This is a genomic window from Streptococcus sp. 151470009-6, from assembly GCF_053628175.1.
In genome coordinates this window covers 49,400-69,383 of record NZ_JBSEZF010000002.1, presented here as the reverse complement: position 1 = coordinate 69,383, position 19,984 = coordinate 49,400, and the positions used below count along the sequence as shown (strand labels likewise).

Below are 19,984 nucleotides of genomic sequence, written 5' to 3'. Positions count from 1 at the left end.
AAGAATCTATTCTATGTTATATTGGAAGTATGATTTTTTTCTGATAGTCTTTCATTTTTACTTATATTATGTGATGAACCGACTGGTCTTCAAGGGGCTTCCAGTCTATAAATCGTAAACCAAATCTTATCATCACTAATTGTCATGATAGGAACTGAAAGAAATCAGAACATTCATCATTATGTTCAAGGAGAAAAATAGTGAAAAAAAGAAAAAAGCTCGTCCTATCTCTTGCGACACTTTTGCTTGCAGGGTCTCTAGCGGGATGTGCAAGCTGGATTGATCGTGGAGAAACCATGACAGCCGTCGGTTCAACTGCCCTTCAGCCTCTGGTCGAAGCAGCAGCTGACGAATTTGGTTCAAGAAACATTGGAAAAACAGTCAACGTTCAAGGAGGAGGTTCGGGAACAGGACTTTCTCAAGTGCAGTCAGGAGCGGTTGATATTGGTAACTCTGACGTTTTTGCTGAGGAAAAAGCTGGAATTGACGCTTCAGCGCTTGTGGACCATAAGGTTGCAGTAGCTGGTCTGGCAGTAATTGTGAACAAAGAAGTGACTGTTGAAAATCTGACAATTGAGCAACTTCGTAAAATCTTTACCGGTGAAGTGACTAACTGGAAAGAGGTTGGGGGCAAAGACCTTGCAATTTCGATTATTAACCGTGCAGCAAGTTCTGGTTCGCGAGCAACCTTTGACAATGTCGTAATGAATGGTCAAGCGGCTATGCAGAGCCAAGAGCAGGATTCTAACGGGATGGTCAAGTCGATTGTATCCCAAACACCTGGAGCCATTTCTTACCTGGCTTTTGCCTATGTAGATGACTCGGTCAAGACCATGAAGCTCAATGGCTATGAGCCAACAACTGAAAATGTAACAACCAACAACTGGCCTTTGTGGTCTTATGAGCACATGTATACCCTAGGTCAGCCGAATGAGTTGGCGACTGAATTTTTAAAATTCATCCTCTCAGACGAAGCCCAGACTGGAATTGTTAAGGGAATGGGTTATATTTCCATTAATGAGATGAAAGTCCAAAAGGATGCTTCAGGTACCGTTACAGCAGTAGAAGGAGGTCAATAATGAATCAAGAAGAATTATCTAAAAAATTACTCTCTCCTTCAAAGAACTCTCGCCTTGAGAAGTTTGGTAAAGGATTGACCTTCACTTGCCTTTCTTTGATTGTTATCATTGTGGCCATGATTTTGATTTTTGTAGCCCAAAAAGGTTTGTCGACCTTCTTTGTCAATGGAGTGAACATCTTTGATTTCCTCTTTGGACAGACTTGGAATCCTTCAGGGAAACAATTTGGTGCCCTTCCGATGATTTTGGGTTCCTTTATTGTGACGATTTTATCAGCCCTCATCGCAACTCCCTTTGCTATTGGTGCTGCAGTCTTTATGACAGAAGTATCACCAAAGGGTGCAAAAATCTTGCAACCAGCCATTGAACTCCTCGTAGGTATTCCTTCAGTCGTCTATGGATTTATCGGTTTGCAAGTTGTGGTGCCTTTTGTTCGTAGCATCTTTGGTGGAACTGGTTTTGGGATCTTGTCAGGGATTTTCGTTCTTTTTGTCATGATCCTACCAACTGTTACCTTTATGACAACAGACAGCTTGCGTGCTGTGCCCCGTCACTACCGCGAAGCTAGTTTGGCTATGGGAGCGACTCGCTGGCAAACCATCTGGCGTGTGACCTTGAAAGCAGCGCGTTCAGGTATTTTTACAGCAGTGGTCTTTGGGATGGCGCGTGCCTTTGGTGAAGCCCTTGCTATTCAGATGGTGGTCGGAAACTCAGCAGTTATCCCAACCTCGCTAACAACACCAGCTGCGACTTTGACTTCTGTTTTGACTATGGGTATCGGAAATACCGTCATGGGTACAGTTGATAATAACGTACTCTGGTCACTGGCCTTAGTCTTGCTCTTGATGAGTTTGGCCTTTAACAGTGTGATTAAATTGATTACGAAAGAAAGAGGAAAGAAAAACTATGCACGCTAAGAAATTAGATAAACTTGCAACAGCTGTCCTCTATACCATCTCGGGTATCATCGTGACCATTCTGGCGTCCTTGATTCTCTATATCCTAGTTCGTGGTTTGCCCCACATCTCTTGGTCCTTCTTGACTGGGAAATCTTCTTCCTATCAAGCAGGCGGAGGTATCGGGATTCAGCTTTATAATTCCTTCTTCCTTTTGGTCATTACCTTGGTTATTTCTGTTCCTTTATCCATGGGAGCGGGGATTTTCCTTGCTGAATATGCCAAAAAGGGTCCTGTGACCAATTTCATCCGTACCTGTATCGAAATTTTGTCTTCTCTACCGTCGGTCGTTGTGGGGCTCTTTGGTTACTTGATCTTTGTAGTCCAGTTTGAGTATGGATTTTCGATTATCTCGGGTGCCTTGGCCTTGACCGTCTTTAACCTCCCTCAGATGACTCGAAATGTTGAAGACAGTTTGAGACACGTTCACCATACGCAACGTGAGGCTGGCTTGGCCCTCGGAATTTCTCGTTGGGAGACTGTGGTTCATGTTGTTATTCCGGAAGCCCTACCAGGTATCGTAACAGGTGTTGTCTTGGCATCTGGTCGTATCTTTGGTGAAGCTGCTGCTCTGATCTATACGGCAGGACAATCCGCTCCAGCCCTTGACTGGTCTAACTGGAATATCCTCAGTGTTACCAGCCCTATCTCAATCTTCCGACAAGCAGAAACCTTGGCTGTCCACATCTGGAAAGTCAATAGCGAGGGAACCATCCCAGATGGTGCCATCGTATCAGCAGGTTCTGCTGCTGTGCTCCTCATCTTTATCTTGATTTTTAACTTTGGAGCTCGCAAACTCGGAAGCTATTTACATAAGAAATTAACCGCTGCCTAAAGGAGAAGCCATGTCAAAATATAACTGGGATGAAAAGCATATCATCACCTTTCCTGAAGAAAAAGTGGCCCTCTCTACCAAGGATTTACATGTTTACTATGGTAAAAATGAATCCATCAAGGGCATCGATATGCAATTTGAAAAAAATAAAATAACGGCCTTGATTGGTCCGTCTGGATCAGGGAAATCTACTTATCTTCGCAGTCTCAATCGGATGAATGATACTATTGATATTGCCAAGGTCACAGGTCAAATCCTCTACCGAGGAATTGACGTTAATCGTCCAGAAATCAATGTCTATGAGATGCGCAAGCATATCGGAATGGTCTTCCAACGTCCAAATCCATTTGCTAAGTCTATTTACCGTAACATCACTTTTGCTCATGAACGTGCAGGTGTTAAGGATAAGAAGGTCTTGGATGAAATTGTGGAAACTTCTCTCCGTCAAGCTGCCCTTTGGGACCAGGTCAAGGATGATTTGCACAAATCAGCCTTGATGCTTTCTGGAGGTCAGCAGCAACGGCTTTGTATCGCTCGCGCTATCTCTGTCAAGCCAGATATTCTCTTGATGGATGAGCCAGCGTCAGCCTTGGATCCGATTGCGACAGCTCAACTGGAAGAAACCATGTTGGAGTTGAAGAAAGATTTTACCATCATCATCGTTACCCACAGTATGCAACAGGCTGCGCGTGCAAGTGACTACACAGGTTTTTTCTACCTGGGTGATTTGATTGAGTATGATAAGACATCCAATATTTTCCAAAATGCTAAGTTACAGTCAACCAATGACTATGTAACGGGACACTTTGGTTAGAAAGGAAACGGTATGTCAGAAGCGATTTTACAGGTGTCAGACCTGTCCGTTTATTACAATAAAAAGAAGGCCTTGAATAGTGTTTCCCTTTCTTTCCAACCTAAGGAAATAACGGCCTTGATAGGTCCATCTGGATCAGGAAAGTCCACCCTACTCAAAGCCATCAACCGCATGGGAGATTTAAATCCTGAGGTGACAACAACTGGATCAGTGGTCTATAATGGTCACAATATCTACAGTCCTCGCACTGATACGGTTGAATTGCGTAAGGAAATCGGTATGGTCTTTCAACAACCCAATCCCTTCCCTATGTCTATCTACGAAAATGTTGTCTATGGTCTACGTATCAATGGGGTTAAGGACAAGCAAGTTCTTGATGAAGCAGTAGAAACGGCTTTGCAACGTGCTTCTATCTGGGATGAAGTCAGGGACCGTTTGCATGATTCGGCTATTGGTCTCTCAGGAGGTCAACAGCAACGTGTCTGTGTTGCCCGTGTTTTGGCAACCAGCCCTAAAATTATCCTCTTGGACGAACCAACTTCAGCCTTGGATCCTATCTCGGCTGGTAAGATTGAGGAAACCTTGTATGGTCTGAAAGATAAATACACCATGCTTTTGGTAACGCGTTCCATGCAACAGGCCTCTCGTATCTCTGATAAAACAGGATTTTTCCTAGATGGGGATTTGATCGAGTTTAACGATACGAAGAAGATGTTTCTAGACCCACAAAACAAGGAAACAGAAGATTATATTACAGGAAAATTTGGATAAGGAGTTGAATGATGTTACGATCTCAATTTGAAGAAGATTTAGAGAAATTGCACAACCAGTTCTACGCAATGGGACAAGAAGTGCTTTCGCAGATCAATCGTACAGTGCGTGCCTTTGTCACTCATGACCGTGATCTAGCTAAAGAAGTTATCGACAAAGATGTGGAAGTGAATGAATATGAAATTAAGCTGGAGAAGAAATCATTTGAAATCATTGCCCTTCAGCAACCCGTTTCTCAGGACCTTCGAACAGTTTTGACCGTTCTCAAGGCGGTTTCAGACGTCGAACGCATGGGAGACCATGCAGTCTCTATCGCTGAGGCAACCATTCGTATGAAAGGGGAGCAACGTATCCCTGCCGTTGAAGAAGAAATCAAACAGATGGGTCGCGATGTGAAGAACTTCGTCGAAGCAGCTCTGGATCTCTACCTGAACGGCACTGTGGATCAAGCCTACGAAGTAGCGGCTATGGATGAAAAAATCAACCATTACTTTGACAGCATTCGTGAATTGGCTACAGAAGAAATCAAGAAAAATCCTGAAGCTATAGTTACAGGACGCGATTACTTTCAGGTTATTTCCTTTTTGGAACGTATCGGAGACTACGCAAAAAATATCTGTGAATGGGTTGTTTACTTTGAAACAGGTAAGATTGTAGAATTATAAAGTATTCAAATGATAAAATTATTGTGAAAGCTTACTTTTTAATAGTAAGCTTTCGTTGTATTGATGGTTTCTTTTATCAGAGGTGAGTAATGAACTACATACAGAATATAAGAAAAAAAGTTGGGAAAGATAAAATAATTTTAAATTTTACCTGTGGAATATTAAGTCAATCAGGAAAAATTTTATTACAAAAACGAGCAGATAAAGGAACGTGGGGATTACCAGGTGGTGCTATTGAATTAGGTGAATCGGCTTTAGAAGCTTTAGTGCGAGAGTTTTATGAAGAAACGGGAATCGAAGTGAGAGCGGAAAAACTCTTAAATGTTTATACTAAATATTCAGATAGTTATCCGAATGGCGATGAGGCTCAAGTGCTTACAATTTTGTATTTAGTTTCATCTGAAAATTCTATTTCTACAAATTTTTTTTCAAGTGATGAAACTTTAGAATTAGGATTATTTGATCATATGGACATACAAAATATTGAAATTGTAAACCAACAACATCAAGATATGATAAATGATTTTTTTGAAAATAAATTCCCAATAGATAGATAAACTAATCTCTGAATTTCTATTTTTTGTAACTATATTTTATGAAAATGCAAGAAAAACGTTGACAAGCACTTTCAAATGAGTTATAATTATTCAGAAATAACAGAAAGGATGTTTATTTATGAAATTTAAGAAATGGATATTAGTTGTGTGTAGCATGTTAGCCAGCATGATTTTAGTAGCTTGTCAATCCAGTACGGATAGTTCCCAGTCTGCTGTGGATGCTATCAAACAAAAAGGGAAGCTAGTTGTGGCGACTAGCCCAGACTATGCGCCATTTGAATTCCAAGACTTGGTTGATGGTAAAAACCAAGTGGTTGGTGCAGATATTGATATGGCTCAAGCGATTGCGGATGAACTTGGGGTTAAACTTGAAATCTCTAGTATGAGTTTTGACAATGTTTTGACCAGTCTTCAAACTGGAAAGGCTGACTTGGCTATTGCAGGAATTAGTGCCACTGATGAGAGAAAGGAAGTCTTTGATTTTTCAATTCCTTACTATGAAAACAAGATGAGTTTCTTGGTTAGAAAAGCCGATTTAGACAAGTTCAAGGATCTTTCAAACCTAGCAAGTGCCAATATCGCAGCTCAAAAGGGAACTGTTCCAGAAACCATGGTCAAGGAACAATTGCCAAATGCTCAATTGACATCCTTGACCAATATGGGTGAAGCAGTCAATGAATTGCAGGCTGGGAAAGTGGATGCTGTTCATATGGATGAACCAGTGGCTCTTAGTTACGCTGGTAAAAACTCCGACCTTGTCGTTGCAACAGCTACTTTGACGATGAAAGATGGCGAAGCCAATGCCGTTGCCATCAAGAAGAATCAATCAGACTTGAAAGCAGTAGTCGATAAGGTTATCCAAAAACTGAAAGATGACGGAACCTATCAAACCTATCTAGAAAAAGCAGCGAAACTAACAGAAGTTGAACAATAAAAAGAAAGCAGAGTTGGACTTTAATCCAATTCTGCTTTTATGTATTGTAATAGTGCTTCAAGATTTTCAAGAGAGACTTTGGCGAACTGATAAGGGCAGGCATCCAAATAAGCCTTCTCAAAGAAGTCTAGTTTGAGTGAGCCATGCTTTAAACTGGCAATTTTAGGATAGGTCCTTAAATCAAGGAGAAGGCCATCATGTAGTGGATAGTGGGGCAAGGGACAGGTGTTTTTTTCAAGTACTTCCTTTATCCGAGTCTGATAGTTCTCTTGAAGGGTCAGTCTGGCCAGTCGATTTTTTTCAAATAACTGGCTATCGATGTAAAGAGAAAGAGCCTTTTGCATGATGAGATTGCTGTCATAGTCCAGGATATTTTTGTAGGAAACAAAAGCCTCTTTTAGGGCATTTGGAAGAATGAGAGCGGTAATACGAAGGGCTGGAAAGAGACTGGTTGAGAAGGACTTGATATAAATGACTCGATCCTCAGTATCCAGATAGTGGAAGGTTTGACCCTTTCTAGGATCTAAGTCCCCTAAATAGTCATCCTCGACGATATATACACCATACTGATTTGTTAGATCCAGAATAGCCCTCTTTTCCTGATCAGAATAGGAATGGCCTAGGGGATAGTGGAAGCGAGGAATGGTATAGAAAAACTTGATTTTCCCAGATTTGAACTGTTCTTCCAGTTCTTCAAGGTCAATGCCATCAATTCGGCGTTCAATGGTCTGGTAGGCCAATCCTTGAGCGACCAAGAGACGATTCATTCGGTGGTAAGTCGGCTGTTCAACCAAAATCTCCTCTCCCTCGCTCGGAAAGTTAATCTGAGAAAGGATAAAGAGAGCTTGCTGGGTACCAGATGTTAGAACCAGTTGGTCGGGTTTGCAGTAGAGGGCTTGGTTGAAAAGAAGTTGATGGACAGATTGTCTGAGTTCCTCAAGGCCCTCTTGGTTGTCATAGTAGTTGAAGAGGTAGTTTTCTCGGCCTATCAGGGTTTCATTGACACAGAGTCGGAAGTCGTCATAAGCACTGGCGTGTTCGTCAGTGACTTCGATTTCCAAGTCCTGATGCGGTCCTTGTTCTAGAACATAGTAGCCACTTTGGGGTTTGGCATAGAGGTATTGTTCATGGCGCAATTCTAGTAGGGCTCGTTGGACGGTGTCCTTGCTACAATGAAAGTCCAGACTCAGTTGACGGATGGAGGGAAGCCGGCTACCTGTTGGAAATTTTCCTGATTCGATACCTTTTTTGAGAAAGGAAACGACTGCTTGGTATTTACTTTCTTTCTTCATTCCAGACCTCCGTTGATTTTGTTACATTGTACCTTTTTTTTGTCTACTTGGCAATGGGAAAAGCATTTCTCCCTTTCACATCTAGGAGCAAATGTGGTATACTTAGAAAGTATGATGATTCATTGAACAGAAGATAAGAAAGAGAATGGATAGAAAAGTGCAGGAACCAGTAAAATTATTTCAATACAATACTCTAGGTGCCTTAATGGCTGGTCTCTATGGCGGAACCATGACAGTGGGAGAATTGTTGGAACATGGTGACCTTGGTTTGGGAACCCTTGATTCGATTGATGGGGAGTTGATTGTCCTTGATGGCAAGGCTTATCAAGCCAAGGGTTCAGGGAAACAACCTGAAATTGTAGAAGTTTCACCTGATGCCCTTATCCCTTATGCGGCAGTTGTTCCCCATCAGGCAGAAGTGATTTTCCGTCAGCGCTTTGAGATGACAGATAAGGAATTGGAAAAGCGAATTGAGTCCTACTATGATGGGGAAAATCTCTTTCGTTCCATCAAGATTCATGGGGATTTTGCCCACATGCATGTACGAATGATTCCCAAATCAACAACAGACACCAAGTTTGTGGAGGTTGCTACCCATCAGCCTGAATATAGTCGTGAAAATGTATCGGGAACCATCGTTGGATTTTGGACACCGGAGATTTTCCATGGAGTGAGTGTTGCAGGCTACCATTTACATTTTATCTCAGATGATTTGACCTTTGGTGGGCATGTGATGGACTTTGTTATCAAAGAAGGAATGATTGAGGTTGGGGCAGTCGACCAGTTGGACCAACGTTTTCCAGTACAAGATCGCCAGTATTTATTCGCCAAATTTAACGTTGACGAGATGAAGAAAGACATTGATAAGTCAGAATAGGAGAAAAAGATGACATTACATATTATCCTCACCATGATCGCTTTAGTTCTCATTCTAGTAGGTGGAACTTGGTATGCCAAAAAACGGTTTAAAATCTCTCTTGCAGTGATGGGCTTGGGGGCAATCGCATTTTTTGTTTCTTCTCAAGTGATAGAGAAGATGGTTCACCTTCTGGTACTCCATCCGCAAAAAGATGGAACCATTCCGCTCATGCAGGAGCAGCCTTTCTTATATGTCCTTTATGGAATCGCCATGGCTGCCCTCTTTGAGGAAACAGCTCGTCTTGTTTTTTTTAAATGGTTGGAGAAAAAGAGAAAGCTAGAAGATCGAGATGCTTTGGCTTATGGTTTGGGACATGGGGGCTTGGAGATGCTCTATCTCGGAATGGGAAGCTTGATCAGTTTGTTGATTCTCTTTTCACTCATTCAGTCTTCAAATACTGATGTAGCCAATCTCCTTCCAAAGTCTACACTCGAAACGGTTCAGTCTCTATCGGTTTGGCAGGTTTATTTACTAGGAGTTGAGCGTGTGCTTGCTCTGGTTCTGCAAATTGGTCTCTCTATCTGGGTCTATCAAAGTGTTCGTCAAAAGAAATGGATCTACCTCCTTGCTGCCTATGGTTTGCATGCCTTGTTTGACTTGGCTCCGGCCTTATCTCAGGTAGGCTGGATTGCAAACCCGCTTCTAGTTGAGTTCATTCTTTTCGTAGAACTTCTAGTCTTTATCTGGCTAACAAAATCTACATTTTGGAAAAAATCATAAAAAGAGGGGTAACCTCTTTTTTTATGTAAAGATAAAACTAGCTCTTTTTATGGTCGTCAAATGTCTCTAAAAATGGTATAATGGAATGAATTTTGAAAAAGGAAGAGTGACATGTCAGTAAAAGAAAAAATGCTTGAAATCTTAGAAGGAATTGATATTCGTTTTAAGGAACCTTTGAAGACCTATACCTATACCAAGGTTGGAGGTCGAGCGGATTATCTAGTTTTGCCACGCAATCGCTATGAGATGATGCGTGTCGTCCAATTTGCAAATAAAGAGAATATTCCTTGGATGGTGCTTGGGAATGCCAGCAATATCATCGTTCGTGAAGGTGGAATCCGTGGTTTTGTCATCTTATGCGATAAGCTTAATAACGTTTCAGTTGATGGCTACACTATTGAAGCAGAAGCGGGTGCTAATTTGATCGAGACAACACGTATTGCCCTTCGTCATAGTTTGACTGGTTTTGAGTTTGCTTGTGGGATTCCTGGAAGCATCGGAGGAGCTGTCTTTATGAATGCGGGTGCTTACGGAGGAGAGATTGCCCATATCTTGCAGTCTTGTCAAATTTTGACCAAGGAAGGGGAAATCGAGACCTTGTCTGCTAAGGACTTGGCTTTTGGTTACCGCCATTCAGCTATTCAGGATTCTGGGGCCATTGTCTTGTCAGCTAAATTTGCCCTTGCACCTGGAAATCACCAGGTTATCAAGCAAGAAATGGACCGCTTGACTCACCTACGTGAACTCAAACAACCTTTAGAATACCCATCTTGTGGTTCAGTCTTTAAGCGTCCAGTCGGGCATTTTGCAGGTCAGTTGATCTCAGAGGCTGGTTTGAAGGGCTACCGTATCGGTGGTGTCGAAGTCTCAGAAAAACATGCAGGCTTTATGATTAATGTAGCCGATGGGACTGCAAGAGATTATGAAGACTTAATTGAGTCTGTCATTGAAAAAGTTAAAGAACATTCAGGTGTTACCTTAGAGCGAGAAGTTCGTATCTTGGGTGAACACGAATAACATTATTTTTACATAGCATTCAAAGATTGGGATTTTATCGCTAAATGAGGTTTAGGTCATTTTATTTCCTACGCTTCTGTCTAGCATTCTAACAAGGTCCCAATCTGTTAATTTACGAAGAAGAAGGAATTTAGAGGAATTGAAAAAACCAATTATTGAGTTCAAAAACGTCTCTAAAGTTTTTGAAGACAGCAACACCAAGGTTCTCAAAGACATTAACTTTGAGTTGGAAGAAGGAAAGTTCTATACCTTACTAGGCGCATCTGGTTCTGGGAAATCAACCATCCTGAACATCATTGCAGGTTTACTAGATGCGACGACAGGGGATATTCTACTGGATGGGGTACGGATCAACGACACCCCAACTAATAAGCGAGACGTCCATACGGTCTTCCAATCCTATGCCTTGTTTCCACATATGAATGTGTTTGAAAATGTTGCCTTTCCACTCCGCTTGCGTAAAATCTACAAGAAAGAAATCGAACAACGCGTAGCGGAAGTTCTCAAGATGGTTCAGCTAGAAGGTTATGAAAAACGTTCCATCCGTAAACTCTCTGGAGGACAACGTCAGCGTGTGGCTATTGCCCGTGCTATCATCAACCAACCTCGTGTGGTTTTGTTGGACGAGCCCTTGTCAGCGCTGGACTTGAAATTGCGGACAGACATGCAATACGAACTGCGTGAACTGCAACAACGATTGGGGATTACCTTTGTCTTTGTCACTCACGATCAGGAGGAAGCCCTGGCTATGAGTGACTGGATTTTTGTTATGAATGACGGTGAAATCGTTCAGTCTGGTACACCAGTTGATATCTACGATGAGCCAATCAACCACTTTGTTGCCACCTTTATCGGTGAGTCAAATATCTTGCCAGGTACCATGATTGAGGACTACTTAGTTGAGTTTAATGGTAAACGCTTTGAAGCGGTCGACGGTGGGATGAAGCCAAACGAGCCTGTCGAAGTCGTCATTCGACCAGAGGACTTGCGCATCACTCTTCCTGAAGAAGGCAAGCTCCAAGTTAAGGTTGATACCCAGCTTTTCCGTGGGGTTCACTACGAGATTATTGCCTATGATGAGCTTGGTAATGAATGGATGATCCACTCGACTCGTAAGGCCATCGTTGGCGAGGAAATCGGTCTGGACTTTGAACCAGAAGATATCCACATCATGCGTCTCAATGAAACAGAAGAAGAGTTCGATGCTCGTATCGAAGAATACGTAGAAATCGAAGAGCAAGAAGCAGGTCTGATTAACGCGATCGAGGAGGAAAGAGATGAAGAAAACAACCTCTAAACTCTTTGTAGTTCCCTACATGCTTTGGGTTGCCCTCTTTGTTCTCGCACCCTTGGTCTTGATTTTTGGACAATCCTTTTTCAACATCGAAGGACAATTCAGTTTAGAAAACTATAAATCCTACTTTGCGTCACAAAACTTGACCTATCTCAAAATGAGCTTCAACTCTGTGCTTTATGCAGGGATTGTGACCTTGGTAACACTGCTTATCAGCTATCCAACAGCCCTCTTTTTGACTCGTCTCAAGCATCGTCAACTCTGGCTCATGCTGATTATCTTGCCGACATGGATTAATTTGCTCCTTAAGGCCTATGCCTTTATCGGGATTTTTGGTCAAAATGGCTCCATTAACCAATTCTTGGAATTCATTGGAATCGGTTCACAGCAGTTGCTCTTTACGGATTTCTCCTTTATTTTTGTCGCAAGCTACATCGAGCTTCCATTTATGATTTTGCCCATCTTCAATGTTTTGGATGATATGGATAACAATCTCATCAATGCCAGCTATGACCTCGGTGCGACCAAGTGGGAGACCTTCCGCCACGTTATCTTCCCTCTATCAATGAATGGAGTGAGAAGTGGGGTTCAGTCGGTCTTTATCCCCAGCTTGAGTCTCTTCATGCTGACACGTTTGATTGGTGGGAACCGCGTTATCACGCTGGGGACTGCCATTGAGCAGAACTTCCTGACAAATGACAACTTCGGTATGGGTTCAACCATCGGTGTGATCCTCATCCTGACCATGTTCATCACCATGTGGGTGACCAAGGAAAGGAGAGAACGATGAAAAAATTTGCCAATCTCTACCTAGCCTTTGTCTTTATCATCCTGTATTTACCAATCTTTTACTTGATTGGCTATGCCTTTAATGCTGGCGATGATATGAACAGCTTTACTGGTTTTAGCTTGAGTCATTTTCAAACCATGTTTGGTGATGGCCGTCTCATGTTAATCCTCACTCAAACCTTTTTCTTAGCCTTTCTATCAGCCTTGATTGCGACCATTATCGGGACTTTCGGTGCCATTTACATCTACCAATCTCGTAAGAAATTCCAAGAAGCCTTTCTGTCTTTTAATAATATTTTGATGGTTGCGCCAGACGTTATGATTGGTGCCAGCTTCTTGATTCTTTTTACCCAGCTTGAGTTTTCACTTGGATTTTTGACAGTTCTATCTAGTCACGTGGCCTTCTCCATCCCTATTGTGGTCTTGATGGTCTTGCCTCGTCTCAAGGAAATGAATGATGATATGATTCGCGCGGCTTATGACTTGGGAGCCAGTCAGTTTCAGATGTTTAAGGAAATCATGCTACCGTACCTGACACCGTCTATCATTGCAGGTTATTTCATGGCCTTTACTTACTCGCTGGATGACTTTGCCGTGACCTTCTTTGTAACAGGAAATGGTTTTTCAACCCTGTCAGTCGAGATTTACTCTCGCGCTCGTAAGGGGATTTCGTTAGAGATCAATGCACTGTCTGCACTTGTCTTTCTCTTTAGTATTATCCTAGTTGTGGGTTATTACTTTATCTCACGTGAGAAGGAGGGGCAAGCATGAAAAAACTCTATTCATTTTTAGCAGGAATTGCAGCGATTATCCTTGTCTTGTGGGGGATTGCTCATCATCTAGACAGTAAAATCAACAGTCGAGATAGTCAAAAACTGGTTATCTACAACTGGGGGGATTATATCGATCCAGAACTTTTGGAGAAATTCACAGATGAAACAGGGATCCAAGTCCAGTACGAGACCTTTGACTCCAACGAAGCCATGTATACCAAGATCAAGCAGGGTGGAACAACCTATGATATTGCCATCCCAAGTGAATACATGATCAACAAGATGAAGGACGAAGACCTCTTACTCCCTCTGGATTATTCAAAAATTGAAGGAATCGAAAATATCGGACCAGAGTTTCTCAACCAGTCTTTTGACCCGGGCAATAAATTCTCCATCCCATACTTCTGGGGGACTTTGGGAATTGTCTACAATGAAACCATGGTAGATAAGGCACCTGAGCATTGGGATGACCTCTGGAAGCCAGAATACAAGGATTCCATCATGCTCTTTGATGGGGCGCGTGAGGTGCTGGGACTCGGGCTTAACTCACTTGGTTACAGCCTCAACTCCAAGGATCCTCAGCAGTTGGAAGAGACAGTGGATAAGCTCTATAAACTGACTCCAAATATCAAGGCCATTGTGGCGGACGAGATGAAGGGTTACATGATTCAGAACAATGCTGCTATCGGGGTGACCTTCTCAGGAGAAGCCAGCCAGATGTTGGAGAAAAATCCTAACCTCAAATATGTCGTTCCGACTGAGGCCAGCAACCTCTGGTTTGATAACATGGTCATTCCAAAAACCGTGAAAAACCAAGATGCAGCCTATGCCTTTATCAACTTTATGTTGAAACCTGAAAGTGCTCTGAAAAATGCGGAGTATGTGGGCTATTCAACCCCAAATCTACCAGCTAAGGAAATGCTCCCAGAGGAGACCAAGGAAGACAAATCCTTCTATCCAGACGCTGACACCATGAAACACTTGGAAGTTTATGAGAAATTTGACCATAAATGGACAGGCAAATATAGCGATCTCTTCCTACAGTTTAAAATGTATCGGAAGTAGAAGTTAGCAGACACGAAACGAATCAGTCAAGCTGGTTCGTTTTCTTAATAGAAGGCAATTTTTCTAACTGTATGTTTTTCTATGATAGTTGCTTATTTTCTTACCTGGTAGTATACTAATCTTATCTTTATAGAAAGCGGTAACAAAGATGAAAATATCTACTTTTTTCAAAAAAAGTTATTGGCCAACCTTTTTGATTGTTCAACAAACAGCTATACTTATCCATTTAAAGGATGGCTTGGATCGGCAATATCTAACAACGGATTCCATACATTTGGTGATAGGGTACTTTATATTTGTAAATATTTTCGAAGCTATCTTTAACAATTCAAAACTTTGGGATAAAAGTTGGGATAAAAAGAAAAATGGCAGTAAGAAAAAATATATCCTCAAAAAGTAATCAGGGATGTAGGGAATTGGTCTGATTCAATGGAGATGATTCCCAGTTGACGCAGACTCAAAAAAACGATATAATAAGAAAGTTGAGAATTGATTTTCAGTTGTCTTAGTCCAGAGAAATGGCGGTGCTGCGAGCCATCTAAGCTAGGAAATCATGCTACTCAATCAGACAATTGCATAAGAATAAGAGAATGACAAGTTCATTGAATGAAGGTGGTACCGCGGTTTTTCGCCCTTCGTGATATGGGCTTGTCTTTTGATTTTTGGAGGTGTTTATGAAGACATTTCTTGTGAAACAAAAGTTTCGTCTTGGAGGCGAACGCTTCGATATCAAGGATGATAGAGGAGTAGTGAACTATCAGGTGGAGGGATCATTTTTCCAAATTCCTAAGACCTTTACTATCTATGACGCCTATGGTGAGCAAGTCAGTGAGATTAGTAAAGAATTTTTCACTTTGCTTCCTCGCTTTACTATCCAGTTACGAAACGGTTCCAATTTCGTCATTCGTAAGAAGTTGACCTTCTTTCGAGATAAGTATGAGTTTGATGATCTCGGGCTTCGTATCGAGGGCAATATCTGGGATTTGAATTTCAAATTGCTAGATGATCGTGATCAGCTTGTCGCCGAGATTCGGAAAGAGATTTTCCATCTGACCTCAACTTACACCGTAACCGTCTATGAAGACTCTTATGCAGACTTAGTCGTTTCCCTCTGTGTCGCAATTGACTATGTGGAAATGCTGGAAAGCCAATCAAATTAGACAAGTAAATAAGGAGATATTATGAAACAACTATCTAGTGCTCAAGTTCGCCAAATGTGGCTAGATTTCTGGGCCAGCAAAGGCCACTCTGTAGAACCATCAGTCAGCTTGGTTCCAGTAAACGACCCAACTCTTTTGTGGATTAACTCTGGGGTAGCAACTCTTAAGAAATACTTTGACGGAACCATCATCCCTGAAAATCCGCGTATTACCAATGCGCAAAAAGCTATCCGTACCAACGATATCGAAAACGTTGGTAAGACTGCGCGTCACCATACCATGTTTGAAATGTTGGGGAACTTCTCTATCGGTGATTACTTCCGTGACGAAGCCATCACTTGGGCTTACGAGCTTTTGACAAGTCCAGAATGGTTTGATTTCCCAGCTGAAAAACTTTATATGACCTACTATCCTGAAGATAAGGATTCTTACAACCGCTGGATTGAAGTAGGAGTGGACCCAAGTCACTTGATTCCAATTGAGGACAACTTCTGGGAAATTGGTGCGGGACCTTCTGGACCAGATACTGAAATCTTCTTTGACCGTGGAGAAGCCTTTGACCCAGAAAATATCGGTATTCGCCTGCTAGCAGAAGATATCGAAAACGATCGTTATATCGAAATCTGGAACATCGTCTTGTCACAATTTAACGCTGACCCTGCTGTACCACGTAGCGAATACAAGGAATTGCCACACAAGAACATTGATACGGGTGCTGGTTTGGAGCGTTTGGTGGCAGTTATCCAAGGGGCTAAGACAAACTTTGAAACAGACCTCTTCATGCCAATCATTCGTGAAGTTGAGAAATTGTCAGGTAAGGTCTACGACCAAGATGGCGATAACATGAGCTTTAAGGTCATTGCGGACCATATTCGTTCTCTTTCATTTGCCATCGGTGATGGTGCCCTTCCAGGAAATGAAGGTCGTGGTTATGTTCTTCGTCGTTTGCTCCGTCGTGCTTCTATGCACGGTCAAAAATTGGGTATCAACGAGCCTTTCCTTTACAAACTCGTTCCAACTGTTGGAAAAATCATGGAAAGCTACTATCCAGAAGTGCTTGAAAAACGTGACTTTATCGAAAAAATCGTGAAGAGCGAAGAAGAGTCATTTGCCCGTACCCTTCACTCAGGTCAACACTTTGCAGAAACCATCGTAGCTGACTTGAAAGCCAAAGGTCAAACGGTTATTGCTGGTCAAGATGTCTTCAAACTCTACGATACATACGGATTCCCAGTAGAATTGACTGAAGAAATCGCTGAAGAAGCTGGGATGACTGTAGACCGTGAAGGTTTTGAAGCAGCCATGAAAGAGCAGCAAGAACGTGCGCGTGCATCAGCTGTCAAAGGTGGCTCAATGGGAATGCAAAATGAAACCCTCCAAAACATTACAGTGGAAAGTGTCTTGAACTACCATGCTAGTCAATTGCCTTCTAAGTTGGTCGCTATCGTAGCGGACAATGCTGAAGTTGAAACTGTTTCAGAAGGAACTGCCTCTCTTATCTTTGCGGAAACACCATTCTACGCTGAAATGGGTGGACAAGTAGCTGACCACGGTCAAATCTTGGATGCAGCAGGGAACCTTGTTGCTACTGTGACAGATGTTCAAAAAGCACCAAACGGACAAGCTCTTCATACGGTTGACGTCCTTGCACCACTTTCTTTGAATCAAGAATATACCTTGGCAATCGATATTAATCGCCGTCATCGTGTCATGAAAAACCACACAGCGACTCACTTGCTCCATGCGGCCCTTCACAATATCCTTGGTCACCATGCGACACAAGCAGGATCTCTGAACGAAGTTGAATTCCTTCGCTTTGACTTTACTCACTTCCAAGCTGTAACTCCTGAAGAGTTGCGCGCCATTGAACAGCAAGTCAACGAAAAAATCTGGGAAGCCATCGCAGTGGAAACTGTTGAGACAGATATTGACACAGCTAAGAAAATGGGAGCTATGGCCCTCTTTGGTGAGAAGTATGGCAAGGAAGTCCGTGTTGTGACTATCGGTGACTACTCTGTGGAACTCTGTGGTGGTACCCACGTAGATAATACTTCTGAGATTGGTCTCTTCAAGATTGTCAAAGAAGAAGGAATCGGTTCAGGAACTCGTCGTATCTTGGCAGTGACTGGTAAGGAAGCCTTTGAAGCCTACCGTGAACAAGAAGATGCCCTTAAAGCAGTTGCAGCAACCTTGAAAGCACCTCAACTCAAAGAAGTACCTCACAAGGTAGAAGGACTTCAAGAACAACTTCGTCAATTGCAAAAAGAGAATGCAGAATTGAAGGAAAAAGCCGCAGCAGCTGCAGCAGGTGATGTCTTCAAGGATGTGAAGGAAGTCAACGATCACCGTTACATTGCTAGTCAAGTTTCTGTATCAGATGCAGGTGCCCTTCGTACCTTTGCGGATAACTGGAAACAAAAAGACTACTCTGATGTGCTTGTCCTAGTTGCAGCTATCGGTGACAAGGTCAACATCCTTGTTGCAAGCAAGACAAAAGATATCCACGCAGGTAACTTGGTTAAAGAATTGGCTCCAATCGTCGATGGACGTGGTGGTGGTAAACCAGACATGGCCATGGCAGGAGGAAGCAACCAAGCGAAAATCCAAGACTTGTTGGATGCCGTAGCAGGTAAATTGTAAGAAAAACATTTAGGATCTATCCACTTGGATAGATCTTTTTGCATACACAAAAAAAGCCAAATCCTAGTGGACCTGGCTTAGTATTTTAGATCGTATTGGCTGCCCAGACACTGACTGCTCCCGCTGCTACTGGAAATTCTCCATAACCGTCAGCATTGATCGTAACTTGTGTTGAATGATTTTCAAGGAGGTCAACAAAGGTTTGGCCAGCCCATTCTTGACCGACAAACATGGATTTGCTGTTTTCTTGATTATTTGAGATGAGGACTGCGATTGGGGATTGATGTTCAGCGCCTGAACGGACCCATCCAATACAGTTAGCATCGTCAAAGTAGTCTGTTTGCTCTCCATAGGCCAAGTCTTTTCGGATGGCTAGGAGACGGTCAAGAACTTCTTTGAAATCTTCTTGGGCATACTGCCCTGAAATACCGTAATAGTCTCCATAAAAGACACATGGAAGACCTTGGTCACGAAGAAGGATGAGCGCATAGGCTGCTGGTTTAAACCATTCTTGGACGGTTGATTCAAGTGCCTGTCCTCTTTGAGTATCATGGTTGTCCACGAAAGTGACAGCCTTATCAGGTTTAATTTCCACTAAACTATCGTTAAAAATACTACGAAGATCGTAGTTTGCTCCAGCTTGACTGGCTTCAAAGAGGTTCTGGTGGAGGCGAACATCGACAAGGTCAAAGCGCTCCTCAATTTTTTCAAGATAGTCCAGATTAGCTTCTTTGTCTGGATTCCAAAATTCTCCAAAAACATAGAAATCTTCACCGTATTTTTCCTTCATATCACGGATGAAATTGCCCATAAAGAAGGAGTCAATGTGTTTAACGGCATCCAAGCGGAAACCAGCTACACCAGTCGTTTCCATAAACCAGTCAGCCCAGTCATAGAGGTTTTGGATGACTTCAGGATGCTTAAAGTCCAGGTCAGCGTACATGAGGTAGTCGTAGTTGCCGTTTTCGTTATCGACCAATTCCTCGTTTGCCCAACCTTTATTGTCTCCTTGGATCAGGTAAATACCAGACTTACGTCTCTTGGCATCGTAGTCTGTACCTGTAAAGTGGTACCAGTGCCATTCAAAGTCATTATAGGTTTTCTGACGTCCATCAAAAGTGAAGTGGGTCCATCCGTTGATAGTAAAGGGCTCACTTAGTTGAACTGTACGGTCTTCTGGATCGACTTCGATAACCTGAAAGGCTTCTAGTTTATCTGCTGCTGCCTTGTGATTAAGAACAATGTCAGCCATTGGTTGGATTCCGTGCTCCTTGAGAGTCTGAATCGTTTGGAGATACTCTTCCTTAAATCCATATTTAGTACGAACAGTCCCTTTTTGGTTAAATTCACCCAGATCAAAAAGATCATAAACGCCATATCCCACATCTTTTTCATTGGTTGCTTTGAAGGCAGGTGGCATCCAGACATGACTGATACCGAGATTTGCTAGGTGTTCTGCGTCATCTGCCAATCGTGTCCAGTGTTGTCCATCGTGGGGCAGATACCACTCAAAGTATTGCATAAGTGTTTGATTTTGCATGATGTTTCCTCTTACTTGTCAATCTTGTTCTTTATTCTATCATAAAGTTTAGAACTAGCCAAACGTTTGCTCAAGATTCTATACTCATTTCTAGAAATGTCTATTTTTTGAAATTTCCCACTATTTTTTCATTGGTCAGGAAAGAAGGATTAGAAAAAATGAAT

Annotated in this window: 20 protein-coding genes; 18 read left to right on the top strand and 2 right to left on the bottom strand. The window is 42.3% G+C overall.

What is annotated here, in order from left to right; translation table 11 throughout:
- Nucleotides 1–200 precede the first annotated feature (200 nt).
- The 8 genes from ACUW6H_RS03840 (at nt 201) to ACUW6H_RS03805 (ending at nt 6,611) form a co-directional block, all read left to right on the top strand.
- The gene (locus ACUW6H_RS03840) at nt 201–1,079 is read left to right on the top strand and encodes a phosphate ABC transporter substrate-binding protein PstS (RefSeq protein WP_096406576.1); all 879 of its coding nucleotides are present in this window, start codon (nt 201–203) and stop codon (nt 1,077–1,079) included.
- A complete protein-coding gene (gene pstC / locus ACUW6H_RS03835; RefSeq protein WP_001070950.1) occupies nt 1,079–1,996 on the top strand; it encodes a phosphate ABC transporter permease subunit PstC in 918 nt (305 codons plus the stop codon). The genes ACUW6H_RS03840 and pstC overlap by 1 nt, the downstream gene beginning before the upstream one ends.
- The gene (gene pstA, locus ACUW6H_RS03830; RefSeq protein WP_049538312.1) at nt 1,986–2,870 is read left to right on the top strand and encodes a phosphate ABC transporter permease PstA; all 885 of its coding nucleotides are present in this window, start codon (nt 1,986–1,988) and stop codon (nt 2,868–2,870) included. The genes pstC and pstA overlap by 11 nt, the downstream gene beginning before the upstream one ends.
- 10 nt (nt 2,871–2,880) lie before the next feature.
- On the top strand, nt 2,881–3,684 hold the full coding sequence (gene pstB / locus ACUW6H_RS03825) for a phosphate ABC transporter ATP-binding protein PstB (RefSeq protein ID WP_000049851.1): 804 nt from the start codon (nt 2,881–2,883) through the stop codon (nt 3,682–3,684).
- A 12-nt stretch (nt 3,685–3,696) separates the two neighbouring features.
- Nucleotides 3,697–4,455: a phosphate ABC transporter ATP-binding protein PstB gene (pstB, locus tag ACUW6H_RS03820; protein WP_454361391.1), complete on the top strand. Its 759-nt coding sequence runs from the start codon at nt 3,697–3,699 to the stop codon at nt 4,453–4,455.
- An 11-nt stretch (nt 4,456–4,466) separates the two neighbouring features.
- Complete coding sequence (phoU, locus tag ACUW6H_RS03815) at nt 4,467–5,120, top strand: phosphate signaling complex protein PhoU (protein ID WP_454361389.1); 654 nt, start codon at nt 4,467–4,469, stop codon at nt 5,118–5,120.
- Between the two features lie 89 nt (nt 5,121–5,209).
- The gene (locus ACUW6H_RS03810) at nt 5,210–5,677 is read left to right on the top strand and encodes an NUDIX hydrolase (protein WP_454361387.1); all 468 of its coding nucleotides are present in this window, start codon (nt 5,210–5,212) and stop codon (nt 5,675–5,677) included.
- Between the two features lie 118 nt (nt 5,678–5,795).
- The gene (locus tag ACUW6H_RS03805) at nt 5,796–6,611 is read left to right on the top strand and encodes an ABC transporter substrate-binding protein (protein ID WP_454361385.1); all 816 of its coding nucleotides are present in this window, start codon (nt 5,796–5,798) and stop codon (nt 6,609–6,611) included.
- Nucleotides 6,612–6,631: 20 nt separating this feature from the next.
- Here the strand turns inward: ACUW6H_RS03805 and ACUW6H_RS03800 are convergent, their stop codons facing one another.
- On the bottom strand, nt 6,632–7,903 hold the full coding sequence (locus tag ACUW6H_RS03800; RefSeq protein ID WP_454361383.1) for an aminotransferase-like domain-containing protein: 1,272 nt from the start codon (nt 7,901–7,903) through the stop codon (nt 6,632–6,634).
- A 145-nt stretch (nt 7,904–8,048) separates the two neighbouring features.
- On the opposite strand from ACUW6H_RS03800, the gene budA reads away from it, so the two are divergent.
- The 10 genes from budA (at nt 8,049) to alaS (ending at nt 18,280) form a co-directional block, all read left to right on the top strand.
- Nucleotides 8,049–8,780: an acetolactate decarboxylase gene (gene budA / locus ACUW6H_RS03795; RefSeq protein WP_454361381.1), complete on the top strand. Its 732-nt coding sequence runs from the start codon at nt 8,049–8,051 to the stop codon at nt 8,778–8,780.
- Between the two features lie 9 nt (nt 8,781–8,789).
- Nucleotides 8,790–9,542, top strand: coding sequence for a YhfC family intramembrane metalloprotease (locus tag ACUW6H_RS03790; protein ID WP_454361379.1), 753 nt, complete (start codon nt 8,790–8,792; stop codon nt 9,540–9,542).
- Nucleotides 9,543–9,653: 111 nt separating this feature from the next.
- Entirely contained in the window at nt 9,654–10,559 is a 906-nt protein-coding gene (murB, locus tag ACUW6H_RS03785; protein WP_454361377.1) for a UDP-N-acetylmuramate dehydrogenase, read from the top strand.
- Between the two features lie 139 nt (nt 10,560–10,698).
- On the top strand, nt 10,699–11,856 hold the full coding sequence (locus ACUW6H_RS03780) for an ABC transporter ATP-binding protein (RefSeq protein WP_454361375.1): 1,158 nt from the start codon (nt 10,699–10,701) through the stop codon (nt 11,854–11,856).
- Nucleotides 11,837–12,643, top strand: coding sequence for an ABC transporter permease (locus ACUW6H_RS03775; protein ID WP_454361373.1), 807 nt, complete (start codon nt 11,837–11,839; stop codon nt 12,641–12,643). Before ACUW6H_RS03780 ends, ACUW6H_RS03775 begins: the two co-directional genes overlap by 20 nt.
- Nucleotides 12,640–13,413, top strand: a complete 774-nt coding sequence (locus ACUW6H_RS03770) for an ABC transporter permease (RefSeq protein ID WP_454361371.1) — start codon at nt 12,640–12,642, stop codon at nt 13,411–13,413. Before ACUW6H_RS03775 ends, ACUW6H_RS03770 begins: the two co-directional genes overlap by 4 nt.
- Nucleotides 13,410–14,480: an ABC transporter substrate-binding protein gene (locus ACUW6H_RS03765; protein ID WP_454361369.1), complete on the top strand. Its 1,071-nt coding sequence runs from the start codon at nt 13,410–13,412 to the stop codon at nt 14,478–14,480. Before ACUW6H_RS03770 ends, ACUW6H_RS03765 begins: the two co-directional genes overlap by 4 nt.
- 148 nt (nt 14,481–14,628) lie before the next feature.
- On the top strand, nt 14,629–14,880 hold the full coding sequence (locus ACUW6H_RS03760) for a hypothetical protein (protein WP_454361367.1): 252 nt from the start codon (nt 14,629–14,631) through the stop codon (nt 14,878–14,880).
- 274 nt (nt 14,881–15,154) lie between these two features.
- The gene (locus ACUW6H_RS03755) at nt 15,155–15,640 is read left to right on the top strand and encodes an LURP-one-related/scramblase family protein (RefSeq protein ID WP_454361365.1); all 486 of its coding nucleotides are present in this window, start codon (nt 15,155–15,157) and stop codon (nt 15,638–15,640) included.
- Nucleotides 15,641–15,661: 21 nt separating this feature from the next.
- Nucleotides 15,662–18,280, top strand: a complete 2,619-nt coding sequence (gene alaS, locus ACUW6H_RS03750; protein WP_454361363.1) for an alanine--tRNA ligase — start codon at nt 15,662–15,664, stop codon at nt 18,278–18,280.
- A gap of 85 nt (nt 18,281–18,365) precedes the next feature.
- On the opposite strand, the gene ACUW6H_RS03745 is transcribed toward alaS, so the two are convergent.
- Complete coding sequence (locus tag ACUW6H_RS03745; RefSeq protein ID WP_454361361.1) at nt 18,366–19,820, bottom strand: alpha-amylase; 1,455 nt, start codon at nt 19,818–19,820, stop codon at nt 18,366–18,368.
- Between the last annotated feature and the right edge of the window lie 164 nt (nt 19,821–19,984).

Excerpts from the sequence above, each read along its gene's own strand:
- pstC (WP_001070950.1), top strand. The coding sequence starts at position 1,079 with ATGAATCAAGAAGAATTATCTAAAAAATTACTCTCTCCTTCAAAGAAC.
- pstA (WP_049538312.1), top strand. The coding sequence starts at position 1,986 with ATGCACGCTAAGAAATTAGATAAACTTGCAACAGCTGTCCTCTATACC.
- pstB (WP_000049851.1), top strand. The coding sequence starts at position 2,881 with ATGTCAAAATATAACTGGGATGAAAAGCATATCATCACCTTTCCTGAA.
- pstB (WP_454361391.1), top strand. The coding sequence starts at position 3,697 with ATGTCAGAAGCGATTTTACAGGTGTCAGACCTGTCCGTTTATTACAAT.
- phoU (WP_454361389.1), top strand. The coding sequence starts at position 4,467 with ATGTTACGATCTCAATTTGAAGAAGATTTAGAGAAATTGCACAACCAG.
- ACUW6H_RS03810 (WP_454361387.1), top strand. The coding sequence starts at position 5,210 with ATGAACTACATACAGAATATAAGAAAAAAAGTTGGGAAAGATAAAATA.
- ACUW6H_RS03805 (WP_454361385.1), top strand. The coding sequence starts at position 5,796 with ATGAAATTTAAGAAATGGATATTAGTTGTGTGTAGCATGTTAGCCAGC.
- ACUW6H_RS03800 (WP_454361383.1), bottom strand. The coding sequence starts at position 7,903 with ATGAAGAAAGAAAGTAAATACCAAGCAGTCGTTTCCTTTCTCAAAAAA.
- budA (WP_454361381.1), top strand. The coding sequence starts at position 8,049 with ATGGATAGAAAAGTGCAGGAACCAGTAAAATTATTTCAATACAATACT.
- ACUW6H_RS03790 (WP_454361379.1), top strand. The coding sequence starts at position 8,790 with ATGACATTACATATTATCCTCACCATGATCGCTTTAGTTCTCATTCTA.
- murB (WP_454361377.1), top strand. The coding sequence starts at position 9,654 with ATGTCAGTAAAAGAAAAAATGCTTGAAATCTTAGAAGGAATTGATATT.
- ACUW6H_RS03775 (WP_454361373.1), top strand. The coding sequence starts at position 11,837 with ATGAAGAAAACAACCTCTAAACTCTTTGTAGTTCCCTACATGCTTTGG.
- ACUW6H_RS03770 (WP_454361371.1), top strand. The coding sequence starts at position 12,640 with ATGAAAAAATTTGCCAATCTCTACCTAGCCTTTGTCTTTATCATCCTG.
- ACUW6H_RS03765 (WP_454361369.1), top strand. The coding sequence starts at position 13,410 with ATGAAAAAACTCTATTCATTTTTAGCAGGAATTGCAGCGATTATCCTT.
- ACUW6H_RS03760 (WP_454361367.1), top strand. The coding sequence starts at position 14,629 with ATGAAAATATCTACTTTTTTCAAAAAAAGTTATTGGCCAACCTTTTTG.
- ACUW6H_RS03755 (WP_454361365.1), top strand. The coding sequence starts at position 15,155 with ATGAAGACATTTCTTGTGAAACAAAAGTTTCGTCTTGGAGGCGAACGC.
- alaS (WP_454361363.1), top strand. The coding sequence starts at position 15,662 with ATGAAACAACTATCTAGTGCTCAAGTTCGCCAAATGTGGCTAGATTTC.
- ACUW6H_RS03745 (WP_454361361.1), bottom strand. The coding sequence starts at position 19,820 with ATGCAAAATCAAACACTTATGCAATACTTTGAGTGGTATCTGCCCCAC.